11 protein-coding genes and 1 pseudogene are annotated in these 12,048 nt (G+C 66.2%); 10 read left to right on the top strand and 2 right to left on the bottom strand.

Annotated features, from left to right (window positions below):
• The first annotated feature begins 16 nt into the window (after positions 1 to 16).
• The 8 genes from AC3IR9_RS15515 (at position 17) to AC3IR9_RS15480 (ending at position 7,082) form a co-directional block, all read left to right on the top strand.
• Complete coding sequence (locus tag AC3IR9_RS15515; protein WP_489291794.1) at positions 17 to 202, top strand: DUF2065 domain-containing protein; 186 nt, start codon at positions 17 to 19, stop codon at positions 200 to 202.
• Between the two features lie 300 nt (positions 203 to 502).
• Positions 503 to 1,795: an adenylosuccinate synthase gene (locus AC3IR9_RS15510; protein ID WP_489291792.1), complete on the top strand. Its 1,293-nt coding sequence runs from the start codon at positions 503 to 505 to the stop codon at positions 1,793 to 1,795.
• 183 nt (positions 1,796 to 1,978) lie between these two features.
• Positions 1,979 to 2,605 carry a transcriptional regulator gene (locus AC3IR9_RS15505; protein WP_489291791.1) on the top strand — a complete coding sequence of 209 codons (627 nt, stop codon included), beginning with the start codon at positions 1,979 to 1,981 and terminating at the stop codon, positions 2,603 to 2,605.
• Positions 2,568 to 2,750 carry a hypothetical protein gene (locus AC3IR9_RS15500; RefSeq protein ID WP_489291790.1) on the top strand — a complete coding sequence of 61 codons (183 nt, stop codon included), beginning with the start codon at positions 2,568 to 2,570 and terminating at the stop codon, positions 2,748 to 2,750. The genes AC3IR9_RS15505 and AC3IR9_RS15500 overlap by 38 nt, the downstream gene beginning before the upstream one ends.
• A 99-nt stretch (positions 2,751 to 2,849) precedes the next feature.
• Positions 2,850 to 2,993: a hypothetical protein gene (locus tag AC3IR9_RS15495; RefSeq protein WP_489291789.1), complete on the top strand. Its 144-nt coding sequence runs from the start codon at positions 2,850 to 2,852 to the stop codon at positions 2,991 to 2,993.
• Between the two features lie 194 nt (positions 2,994 to 3,187).
• Complete coding sequence (locus AC3IR9_RS15490; RefSeq protein ID WP_489291787.1) at positions 3,188 to 5,314, top strand: methyl-accepting chemotaxis protein; 2,127 nt, start codon at positions 3,188 to 3,190, stop codon at positions 5,312 to 5,314.
• Between the two features lie 137 nt (positions 5,315 to 5,451).
• A complete protein-coding gene (locus tag AC3IR9_RS15485) occupies positions 5,452 to 6,258 on the top strand; it encodes a hypothetical protein (RefSeq protein WP_489291785.1) in 807 nt (268 codons plus the stop codon).
• Positions 6,255 to 7,082 (top strand): hypothetical protein, encoded by an 828-nt coding sequence (locus tag AC3IR9_RS15480; RefSeq protein WP_489291783.1) that lies wholly within the window; start codon positions 6,255 to 6,257, stop codon positions 7,080 to 7,082. The genes AC3IR9_RS15485 and AC3IR9_RS15480 overlap by 4 nt, the downstream gene beginning before the upstream one ends.
• A gap of 87 nt (positions 7,083 to 7,169) precedes the next feature.
• On the opposite strand, the pseudogene AC3IR9_RS15475 reads toward AC3IR9_RS15480, so the two are convergent.
• Both AC3IR9_RS15475 and AC3IR9_RS15470 read right to left on the bottom strand, forming a co-directional pair.
• Positions 7,170 to 7,349, bottom strand: a pseudogene (locus AC3IR9_RS15475) (HupB); the annotation flags it as partial.
• Positions 7,350 to 7,377: 28 nt separating this feature from the next.
• Positions 7,378 to 9,468 (bottom strand): catalase, encoded by a 2,091-nt coding sequence (locus AC3IR9_RS15470; RefSeq protein ID WP_489291781.1) that lies wholly within the window; start codon positions 9,466 to 9,468, stop codon positions 7,378 to 7,380.
• 178 nt (positions 9,469 to 9,646) lie between these two features.
• Between AC3IR9_RS15470 and AC3IR9_RS15465 the strand changes: the two genes are divergently transcribed.
• Together AC3IR9_RS15465 and AC3IR9_RS15460 are read left to right on the top strand one after the other, a co-directional pair.
• The gene (locus AC3IR9_RS15465) at positions 9,647 to 10,357 is read left to right on the top strand and encodes an AraC family transcriptional regulator (protein ID WP_489291779.1); all 711 of its coding nucleotides are present in this window, start codon (positions 9,647 to 9,649) and stop codon (positions 10,355 to 10,357) included.
• Between the two features lie 82 nt (positions 10,358 to 10,439).
• Positions 10,440 to 11,804 carry an amino acid permease gene (locus AC3IR9_RS15460; protein WP_489291778.1) on the top strand — a complete coding sequence of 455 codons (1,365 nt, stop codon included), beginning with the start codon at positions 10,440 to 10,442 and terminating at the stop codon, positions 11,802 to 11,804.
• The last annotated feature ends 244 nt before the right edge of the window (positions 11,805 to 12,048 follow it).

Genomic DNA, 12,048 nt, shown 5'->3' with positions numbered 1-12,048 from the left:
CATTTCTGGAGCTGCAATGAAAGAACTGTTCTCCGCGCTGTGCCTGGTGGCCGTCCTCGAAGGCCTGTTCCTGTTCGTCGCGCCGCTGGCCTGGAAGCGCATGGCCGAACAGCTGTTGATGCTGCGCAGCACCGCCCTGCGCACCTGGGGCGGGGTGATCCTGCTGGCCGGGCTGACCACCCTGTGGTGGCTGAAGCACTAGGTAGTGCCGGCCGCTGGCCGGCTCCCGATCCTGGCTGAGGAGCCGGCCAGCGGCCGGCACGACAACGCCGCATGAAGCCGCCGCTGGCCGGGGTGGCGGGCGCCACCGGAAACCCGGATAATGCACAAAAGCCGGTCGGGCACTCTGTCATGGAGCCTCTCGTCCGGCTTTTTCCGTGTCTGGGTACCCCAGCGTCGGCCCGCTCCCCGCTGGAGCGCGCCATCCCGCGCTGACCGGCCGCCCCGTCACGGTCCCAAACCCGCGGCCCCGATGGCCGCACAAAACCAGGAGTTACCCGTCATGGGTCAGTCAGTTGTCGTGTTGGGTGCCCAATGGGGCGATGAAGGCAAGGGCAAGATCGTCGATCTGCTCACCGAGGAAATCGGCGCCGTCGTGCGCTTCCAGGGCGGCCACAATGCCGGCCACACGCTTGTCATCAACGGCAAGAAGACCGTGCTGCACCTGATCCCGTCGGGCATCCTGCGTGCCGACGCGCTGTGCCTGATCGGCAACGGCGTGGTGATCTCCCCGGCCGCGCTGCAGAAGGAAATCGCCGAGCTGGAAACCTCCGGCGTGGAAGTGCGTTCGCGCCTGAAGATCTCCCCGGCCGCGCCGCTGATCATGCCCTACCATATCGCCCTGGACCAGGCGCGCGAACGCGCTGCCGGCGGCAAGGCGATCGGCACCACCGGCCGTGGCATCGGCCCGGCGTATGAAGACAAGGTGGCGCGTCGCGGCATCCGCATCGCCGACCTGCATTACCCGGCCCAGCTGGAAGAACTCCTGCGCACCGCGCTGGATTACCACAACTTCGTGCTGACCAATTACCTCAAGACCGACGCCGTCGACTTCCAGAAGACCTACGACGAAGCACTGGCCTTCGGCGAGTACGTCGAGCCGATGAAGTCCGACGTGGCCGGCATCCTGCACGACCTGCGCAAGCAGGGTAAGCGCGTGCTGTTCGAAGGCGCGCAGGGGGCGCTGCTGGACATCGACCACGGCACCTACCCCTACGTCACCAGTTCCAACACCACCGTCGGTGGCGCGTTGGCCGGTGCCGGCGTGGGCGCGGACGCGATCGACTACGTGCTGGGCATCGCCAAGGCCTACGCGACCCGCGTCGGCGGCGGCCCGTTCCCGACCGAGCTGGACGACGAAGTCGGCCAGGGCATCCGTGACCGCGGCGCCGAATACGGCGCTTCCACCGGTCGCCCGCGTCGCTGCGGCTGGATGGACATCGTCGCGCTCAAGCGCGCCGTGGCCATCAACGGCATCAGCGGCCTGTGCATCACCAAGCTGGACGTGCTGGACGGCATGGAAAAACTGAAGGTCTGCATCGCCTACGAATACCGCGGCAAGCGCACCGAGTACGCGCCGCTGGACGCGCAGGGCTGGGAAGAGTGCACGCCGGTGTACCTGGAGTTCCCGGGCTGGACCGAGAACACCCACGGCATCACCAACTGGGACGACCTGCCGCCGGCCGCCCGCGCTTACCTGCGCGCGCTGGAAGAGCTGGCCGGTTGCACGGTCAGCATCGTCTCCACCGGCCCGGACCGCGACCACACCATGGTCCTGCAGGACCCGTTCGCCTGAGGGCCATGTAGCGCCGGGCTCTGCCCGGCCGCATGGGCTGTGCCGCGTTGATGTGTAACGAAAAAGCCCCGCGAAAGCGGGGCTTTTTCATGGGGTCTGGCGCTACCGACACGTACGGCCGGCTTGCAAATACCCAATATGGGTATTAACATACCCATTATGGGTACGAAAACGAATCCTTCCATGCGCAATCCACGCCGGGGCGTTGGCTTGGCCGATGCACTGTTCACCCAGACCCAGCAACGCGTGCTGGGCCTGCTGTTCGGGCAACCCCATCGCGAATGCGGCGTGGCCGAACTGATTTCGGCACTCGGTGCGGGCTCTGGGGCGGTACAGCGGGAGCTGGCCAAGCTGGAGGGCGCAGGCTTGATCACCCTCAGGCGTTCGGGCAACCAGAAGCGCTACCAAGCCAACCACTCGGCACCGGTTTACAACGAGCTGGTGTCGATCGTGCAGAAGACCGTCGGACTGGCTGGGCCCTTGCGTGAGGCGCTTGCACCGTTGCAGGAACGCATCAAGGCTGCCTTCGTCTACGGCTCCATCGCCAAACGCAGCGACACTGCGCGCAGCGATATCGATCTGTTGATCGTGTCGGACACCTTGGGCTACGCCGACGTGATGCTTGCCTTGGATGGGGTTGAGGCGCGGCTGGGCCGGCCGGTGAATCCCACGCTGTATTCAAGCCATGAATTCGCCAAGCGCGTTCACGATGAAAATGCCTTCTTGATGCGCGTGATGGCACAGCCCAAAATCTGGGTCATCGGAGGAGAGGATGAACTCAGCGCTGCACAATCTGGCCGGGGCGGGTAAGCCGCTGGCAATCGAGCCCCCGGATGCACGGGAGCTTGAAGGTCTGCGGCGTTCGGGCATGGCGCGTCTGCATGACGCCCGTAACCCCTCCTTGTCTCTGGAAAGCCGGTTTGACCTGGCCTATAACGCGGCCCATGCCCTCTGATTGGCTGCATTGAGGCGGCAGGGCTTTCGTCCAGCGCATCGCTACATCGTTTTTCAGACACTGCCGCATACACTCCGGTTGGGGCCGGAAGTGTGGCGCGTGCTGGACAAGTGCCATCAACAGCGCAATGTCGCCGAGTATGAGGGCGATATGGACGTAAGCGAGCGGTTGGTACTGGATCTGATCGGCGCGTGCGACGCGGTCTGCACAGCCCTGGGCCTGGTTCTGGCCCCGCATCGGTAATCCATTCTTCCCGATGGCATCGAGCGATCCGTAGGCCTCTCGAAAGCAGGGAAACCCCCGTATGGAAGAAGGATGCCGCTGGCTGGCACGGTGGCCATCAAGGTGAACCGCGCCCCAGTCGTCAAGGGGCGGCGATCAAGAACGCGGCGGGGTGGGCCGATAACCCGGCACCCCCCACGTTTTGGATTGTCGTCATGGATTTTTTGAGGAACGTCAGAGTCGTCTGGCGTCTAGGTATGGGCTTTGGCCTGTTGTTGCTGCTGGTCGCGGCCGTGGTTGCTACCGGTGCCACCGGCAGTGCCGTACAGAAGCACGCGATGCAGCAGGTGGTCGAGATCGGCGTGGCCAAGGTACGGCTGCTGTCGGAGATGCTCGATGCCAACAACCAGATGATGGTCGTGCGCCGCGAGATGCTGATCCGCCAGGGCCAGGAGCGCGAAGCCGATGAAGCCCGCATCGCTGCACTGGTCAAGCGCTACGAGGCCAGCTGGAGCGCCTATCAGGCGCTGCCGACCGATACCGATGGCAAGATGATCGGTGAGCAGATCGCCGCCCGGCGCGCGCAGGCCCGTCCGCTGAACAAGCAGACCAGCGATCTGATGGCGCAGGACGATTTCCCCGGCGCCGTTGCGCTCACCCTGGGCCCGGTGCAGGAGGCCGCCAATGGCTGGAACAAGGCGCTGGCCGATGGCGTGGCCTATGAGGAAAAGGAAAGCCGCGAGGCCGCCGCCGAGGCGATACGCCTGGGCGAGCGGACCCTGCTGCAGCTGCTGGTGCTCGGTGGCACCGCGCTGCTGGTCGGCATCGCCGCCTCGATCCTGATTGGCCGCAGCCTGACCGGGCCCCTGGCCCGTGCGGTCGGCCTGGCCGAGCGCATGGCCCGCGGCGAGCTGGACCAGGATTTCCGGCTGGGCGGCCGCGACGAGCTGACCCTGCTCGGCAACGCCATGGCCAGCGTGCGCGAGAACGTGCAGGCGGCCATCACCGCCCAGCTGCGGATGGCCCAGCAGCACGAGGCCGGCGCGATCAGCTACCGCATGGATGCCGCCGCGCTGCCCGGCGACTACGGCCGCATGCTGCGCGCCACCAACGAACTGGTCGGCTCGCATGTGGCGGTGCAGACCCACATGGTCGAGGTGATGCAGGACTACGCGATCGGCGACCTGCGCCGCGACCTGGACAGCTATCCTGGTGAGAAAGCCCTGCTGACCCGCACCATGGCCACGGTCAAGGCCAGTCTGGTGGCGATCAACCAGCAGATCGATACGCTGGCCAACGCCGCACGTGCCGGTGACTTCTCGGTGCGTGGCGACGAGCCCGCGTTCCAGTTCCAGTTCCGCGCGATGGTGGCCAACCTCAACGGCATGATGGCCAGCTCGCAGTCGAGCATCGCCGACCTGTCGATCGTGCTGCGCGCGATCTCCACCGGTGATCTCACCTCGCGCATGGAAGGGCATTACCAAGGGGTGTTCGCGCAGATGCGCGACGACGCCAACCTCACCGCCGCGCAGCTGACCGGCATCGTGCAGCAGATCCAGGGCGCCGCCGGCAGCATCAATGACGCCGCGCAGGAACTGGCGGCCGGCCACAATGACCTGTCGCGTCGCACCGAGCAGCAGGCAGCGAACCTGGAAGAAGCGGCTGCTTCGATGGAAGAACTGACCTCCACCGTGCGCCAGAATGCCGAGCTGGCCAGCCAGGCCGATCAGGAAGCGCATGCGTCGGCTATTGCCGTGCGCGCCACCGAGCAGGCGATCGCGCAGATGGCGGCGGTGATGGGCGAGATCGACAGGTCCTCCGCGCGCATCGCCGAGATCTCCTCGGTGATCGACGGCATCGCCTTCCAGACCAACATCCTGGCCCTGAACGCTGCCGTCGAAGCGGCCCGCGCAGGCGATAACGGCCGTGGTTTTGCCGTGGTCGCCAGCGAGGTGCGCACGCTTGCCCAGCGTGCCGGCACCGCAGCCAAGGAAATCAAGGACCTCATTGACGAGTCCAGCGAGAAGGTCAAGACCGGGCTGAGCGTCACCGTGGAATCGGAAGCGGCGATCGCGCGGCTGACCCAGGCCAGCGCGCGGACCAACCAGTTGATGAGCGACATCGCCGCAGCCACCAAGGAACAGGCGGCCGGTATCGAGCAGGTCAACCAGGTGGTGGTGCAGATGGACCAGGTGACCCAGCAGAATGCGGCCCTGGTGGAAGAAGCCACCGCGGCCAGCCGTTCGCTGGAGGAACAGGCGCACGCGCTGACCGAATCGGTGGCGGTGTTCACGCTGGAACAAGGCCACGCCCGCGCAACGGCGGCACGCCGCGCGGCGTGATGGGCGAGCGTTGAAATCGTGGTTGCCGGTCTGCTCGGACCGGTAACCACCCCGCGCAGGATGTCATCGGCGACTGCGCAGCGTCTTCCTTGCCGTCACGTTTTCGGCGATGCTCTGCCCAGATTCCAGGGGGCTGCATGGAAAACAGGGAACAGAGCGATATTCATGGCGACGTGCCGGCCATCGCGCACCTCGGCAGCGGCCAGGCAGCAGCACAGGAGGGCAACCCGGCGACCGATTGGTCGGTGTTGCCAGTGGCGCATGGCAATGAAGATTCCGTGGTGATGATGTTGTGGCGACAGCTGCGCCAGGAACCGGCGTTGATCGTCAGCGCTGGCTACGTATTCCTGTCGGTGCTCGGACTGTGGTCGAGCTATTTCTTCTACCTGCGCTTTCAGCTGTCGATCCTGGACTACCTGCAGATCAGCGACTTTCTTGTCGCCGGGCTGCGTGATCCTGCGTACGTGACCATTCTGGGCGGCGGCATCGTGCTGGCCATCATCGCCGGCTGGCCGGATACCCTGCGCCGGCGTAATCCGGCCAAAGTGGATGCGTTGCGCGCGCGGCACTGGGGCTGGCGTGTGCTGTTCTCGCGCTCGCCGTTGACCAGTTGGGAGGTCTACGGACTGCGGCCGTTGACCGGGTTGTGCATCGCGGTGGTCTGTTTCATGGCGCTGGGCGCGGCGATCTACTCGCTGGACAAGGCCGAGAGCATCCGTGACGGCGGGCAGGGAACCGCGGTCACGGTGCATCTGGCTGGCGACAGCGCGCCGCTGCCCGGCGAGGCGCGCCTGCTCGGCAGCAGCAGCGCGTTCGTGTTCCTGTGGTGGCCATGGCAACACCGCGCTGAAGCAGTACCGATCTCGTCCATCAAGCGCGTCCAGGCGGTCGTGGTGCCGGTCAAGGCACCGGCAGTGCCCAAGCCCGCGCGCGCGTCACCATGAGCGGGGGCGCCATCCCACGTCCCCCACGTTTGTGGGGTTGGCTGGAAGGTCTGGGCAAGCTGCTGGTGATCGTGGTTCCGGGGGCGTACCTGCTGGGGCGGACCTACGAGCAGGCATACTGGAGCGGCTTGGGATTGGGCAGCGGCTTGATCGATCACGACGCCCAATCAGTGGTCTATCGAGGGTTCGAGGTGGTCTGGTACACGCTCGCGCGCGGCTTGCAGTGGCTGCCACGGTTGGGCATCCCGGTCCCATTGGCGGCGCTTGCGGGATTACTGATCGGTGGCGCTGGCGTCGGGGGGCTGATTATCTTCGTGCGCCTTTTTCGGCGACGCTGGGTACGTCGAACCCGCGCTCGGCTGCGCCTGTTTCGGCTCGGGCTGAGAACACGCCTTCGCAGTGGGGCATGGCTCAAGCGCAGCGAGGTCACCCGGTTGGATCGTATCGCCACCCAATGGGAAAAAGGGGCCACGGGGTTGCTGTTGCTGTTGGTCGGGCTGGTCGTGATGGTGTTCGCTCCGTTGTGGGGTACCCACGTGGGCCAAGACATGGCCGCACGCACCGATCAGCGCTACCGCCTATGGAGTGCACCGGAGCATCAACAGCGTGCGTTTACCCTGGTTCATCTAACCAACCACCCGGCCGCACAGACAGGCTTGTTGCTCGACTGCGGCAGCCGCTGGTGCGTGTACTTCGATGGGATCGATTTCATCGCGGTGGATCCGGCGCGGATCGAGCGTCTGCAAGGATGCCTGCGCATCGAGGCGCTCAACGCCGGCGGCCTGGCCTGCAATAACAAGGCGCTGGCAGGCAGCAACCACTGACACGGGTGCGGCATGCGCAGCACCCGCACAGGGTCGTTGTGTTCGCCTCGCCGACGGTGCACGCAGTGGTGTGCTTCGTTGCCGCTACTTCGCCGTCTTGCCGGTGGCCCCGCCCTTCTTGCCACCGCCATCCTGCTTGTTCACTGTGGCCCACGCGATGCGCTCGGCCGCTTCATCGCTGCGACCCTGCTCCTTCTCGCTTTCCTCGATGTGTTCGGCCTGGCGCTTCTGTTTGTCGGTGTAACTGGATTTATCGCCACGGGGCATGACAGGTCTCCTGTGCCGGAAAAAAGGATCAGGCCAGCGTGCGTACCTTCGGTTCACGGGCCCACTGGCGGGTGGCGGCAGCGGCCAGAAAGCCCTTGGCATCTTCGGCTTCCACCACGCCCGCATCCTTGCCCACACGCGCGGTCTTCAACAGCGCCTGCGCACCTTCATCGGCGGCAATCGCCTTGAGGTGCGCCCAGGCATCGGCAACGAAATTGACCGCAGCCGACTCCTTGGCCAAGCGCTTGGCCGCGTCGTTGCCGAGCACCACCGCCACCGCATCGAACAGCACCGATGGGGTACCGGCCAGTTGCCCGTCGGCGACCAGCACCTTGCCATCACTGAGCTTGCCGCCCCCCAGCCTGGGGGCCACCAGCGTGATGCGGGCACCGGCCTTGTCGGCGGCCTTGCGCAGGCTGTTGATCAACCCCGCATCTGAGCCCTCGTCGAACAGGATGCCGATGCAGCGGCCCTTGAGCAGGTTTTTACCGCGGCCAATGACACGTACTTCCGGTGCCTGGGGAAAGTCCCGGGCCGGCGTGGCCGTTGCTGCGGGGGCAGGCAGTGTGGGCATCGCAAGGCCTGCCGCCACCCGCTTGGCCAGCGCTTCATCGATGTTGCGCAGATGGCCGACCGTACGCTCGCGCACCTTGGCAGTCCCGACCTTGGACAGTTCGAACACGATCGCTGACGCCAGGTGCGCCTGCTCCGGCGCGTCCAGGCTGCGGAAGAACATCCGCGCCTGGCTGTAATGGTCGGCAAAGCTCTCGGCGCGCACCCGGCCCTTGCGCCCGTCATCGGGCGGGGTGGCGTGGCTGGGGAAGCCGTCCGCGCTTTCGCGGGGACTGTCGTCCTGCAGCGAACTGGGGTCGTAGGCCACCCGGCCCTTGGGCACGCCCATCTGCATGTGGCCGTCGCGCTGGTGGTTGGCGAACGGGCATTTAGGCGTGTTGATCGGGATCTGGTGGAAGTTCGGGCCGCCGAGTCGGCTCAGCTGCGTATCCAGGTAGGAGAACAACCGGCCCTGCAGCAGCGGATCGTTGCTGAAGTCGATCCCCGGTGGCACGTTGGCCGGGCAGTAGGCGACCTGCTCGGTCTCGGCGAAGAAGTTGTCCGGCCAGCGGTCCAGCACCATGCGCCCGACCACGGTCAGGGGCACCAGCGATTCGGGGATGATCTTGGTCGAGTCAAGATGGTCGAACGGGAACGCGTCGGCCTCTTCTTCGGTGAACAACTGCACCGCCAGCTCCCACTCGGGGAAGTCGCCGGCGGTGATCGCTTCAAACAGGTCACGGCGATGGAAGTCGTTGTCGGCGCCCTGCAGCTTCACCGCTTCATCCCACACCGTGGACTGCACGCCCAACGTGGGCCGCCAGTGGAACTTGACGAAGGTCGACTCGCCCGCATCGTTGAGCAGGCGGAAACTGTGGATGCCGAAACCCTCGATCATGCGCAGCGAACGCGGGATGGCGCGGTCGCTCATCGCCCACATCACCATGTGCAGCGATTCGGGCATCAGCGAGATGAAGTCCCAGAAGGTGTCGTGGGCGCTGGCCGCCTGCGGGAAGCCGCGGTCCGGTTCCATCTTCACCGCGTGGATCAGGTCTGGGAATTTGATCGCATCCTGGATGAAGAACACCGGGATGTTGTTGCCGACCAGGTCCCAGTTGCCTTCGCGAGTGTAGAACTTGACCGCGAAGCCGCGCACGTCGCGCGGGGTATCCACCGAACCGGCGCCGCCGGCGACGGTGGAGAAACGGGTGAACACGGGGGTGCGCACGCCCACCTCGCTGAGCACCCGCGCGCGGGTGTAGTCGGACAACGAACGGGTCAGTTCAAAGTAACCATGCGCCGCCGTCCCGCGGGCGTGCACGATGCGCTCGGGAATACGCTCGTGGTCGAAGTGGGTGATCTTCTCGCGCAGGATGAAGTCTTCCAGCAGGGTCGGCCCGCGCGGGGTGGCACGCAGCGAATTCTGGTTGTCATCGACCGGGATGCCCTGGTTGCTGGTCAGTACCCGATGGCTGCCGCCGGCACGCTGGTGGAGTTCGTCGCCGCTGCCGCGGGCATCGGCGGGCGGGTTGGCGGTGGCTTTGCTGCGGGGCTTGCTGGCGGCCATGAGGCGGCTCCGGGCTGGCGTGGGTTCAAGTTGCAACACTGGCGTGCGCGGCGTTAATCGACGGTGCGAAATCGCGACCGTGCATCCACCCGCGCTTCACATGCCGCCGCCCGGCGCTGGGTGGGGCGCGGCGGGGCGGGTATCCTTGCTGCCGTGCCCACCTGCGTCCCGCCGCCCCATGCGCGTTGAACCTGCCGACATCGAAGCCCTGTTTGATGCGATCCCCGACGTGCTGTTCTTCATGAAGGACCGCGACGGGCGCTATACGCACATCAACCAGACCATGCTGCGCCGGCTGGGGCTGAAATCGCGCAAGGACGTGATCGGCCGCACTGCGGCGGAGATCTACCCGACCGGACTGGGCGCCGATTACGCCACCCAGGACGAGCAGGTGCTGGCCGGCAAGGTCATCGAAAACCTGATGGAGCTGCACCTGTTCGCCAATCGCGAGCCTGGCTGGTGCCTCACCTGCAAGCGGCCGCTGCTGGTGGAGGGGGAGATCAAGGGGCTGATCGGCATCTCGCGCGACCTTGGCCAGAAGGACAGCCTGGGCACCCAGTACGAGCAGCTGCGGCTGGCGCTGGCGCATCTGAACGCGCATTACGCCGAGAACGTGCGCATGCAGACCCTGCTGGACATCACCGGGTTCTCGTTGTCCAAGCTGGAGCGCACCTTCCGCAAGGTGTTCCAGATGACCCCGCAGCAGGTGCTGACGCGCCTGCGCATCCAGATGGCGGTGCACCTGCTGCACGGCCCCGATTCCATCGCCAGCATCGGCCAGGCCTGCGGGTTCACCGACCAGAGCGCGTTCACGCGTAAATTCAAGGCCGAAGTCGGGGTGTCCCCGCGTGGCTACCGCGCGCAGATCGGCGAGCGCAGCGACGCCTGATCCCGGCCGGGGCTTCCGGCCCATGCCGTCCGCTGGCCGGACAGGGTATCGTGTCGCACCTGTTGCCCGCCAAGCGATTCCGATGCCCGCATCCCAGACTCCGACGCCTGCCGCCACCCGCCTGGGCCACGCGCTCAAGCCTCGCCAGCTGATCATGATGGGCCTGGGCAGCGCGATCGGCGCCGGCCTGTTCCTCGGCTCCGGGGTCGGCGTGCAGGCCGCCGGGCCGGCCGTGCTGCTGTCCTATCTGGTGGCCGGTGCGCTGGTGATCATCGTGATGAACGCGCTGGGCGAGATGGCCGCGGCCAAGCCGACCAGTGGTGCCTTCTCGGTCTATGCCGCCGATGCCATGGGCGCTACCGCCGGGGCCACCGTGGGCTGGCTGTGGTGGGTGCAGCTGGTGATCGTGATCGCCGCCGAAGCGGTGGGTGCGGCCGGGCTGCTGGCCACGGTGTGGCCGGTGGTGCCGGTGCCGATGGCCGCGTTGGCCTTCATGCTGTTCTTCACTGCGATCAACCTGCTCGGGGTGAAGAACTTCGGTGAGTTCGAGTTCTGGTTCGCCATCCTCAAGGTGGTCGCGATCATTGCCTTCATCCTGATCGGCGTGGCGCTGTTGATGGGTTGGCTGCCGGACGTGGCCTCGCCGGGCCTGTCCAACTTCACCGACCACGGCGGCTTCGCGCCCAAGGGGTTGGCCGGGGTGGGTGCGGCCTTGCTGGTGGTGATCTTCGCCTTCGGCGGTACTGAAATCGTGGCAGTGGCCGCGGCCGAAACCGAAGACCCCGAGCGCAGCATCGCGCGGGCGATCCGTACCGTGGCTTGGCGCATCCTGGTGTTCTATATCGGCTCGCTGAGCGTGATCATCGCGGTGGTGCCGTGGAACAGCGAATCGTTGAAGTCGCCGTTCGCCGCGGTGCTGCAGGTGGCCAACATTCCCGGCGCGGCCACGGCGATCACCCTGATTGCGGTGATCGCGCTGCTGTCGGCGCTCAATGCCAACCTCTACGGCGCCTCGCGCATGATGTATTCGCTGGCTCAGCGCAACGAAGCACCTGCCGTGCTGGGCTGGACCGACCCGCGCCAGGTGCCGATCATCGCGGTGCTGGCCAGCGTGTTGTTTGGTTTTGCGGCCACGGTGATGGAGCTGCTGTTCCCGGACAAAGTGCTGCCGGTGCTGCTCAACATCGTCGGCTCGACCTGTCTGCTGGTGTGGACGATCTCGCTGCTGTCGCAGTTGATCCTGCGCCACCGCGCCGACCGCGATGGCACCCGCCTGCCGTTCCGCATGGCCGGTTACCCGTACCTCACCGTGATTGGTCTGGCGGTACTGGCGCTGATCTTCGGCCTGCTGCTGTCCGAGAGCCACACCCGCCTGCAGTTCCTGTCGATGGCCGCGCTGACGGCGGTGATTGCGATCAGCAGCGAAGTGGCGCGCCGATTCCGGTAGGTGCCGACCGTTGGTCGGCGCACGCAGCCAACGTGGCACCACCCCGGTAGGTGCCGACCGTTGGTCGGCACATCGCTGGCAGATCGAGGGAGGCCCATAAAAATGTGTTCGCCCGGATGGGGACGGGCTCACCCGCAGGGCGCGACAGCAACAACGGGGTACTGCGCTGTTCGGCCAGGGCGCGCGCGTCCGGGGCCCACTGGCGGCCGGCAGGCCCTTGTGCAAATGTCCCCCGGCCGCCGCC

This window comes from Stenotrophomonas sp. GL_101, assembly GCF_057835675.1.
Note: the sequence above shows the minus strand (reverse complement) of the source record. Positions and strands in the feature narration are given on the sequence as shown.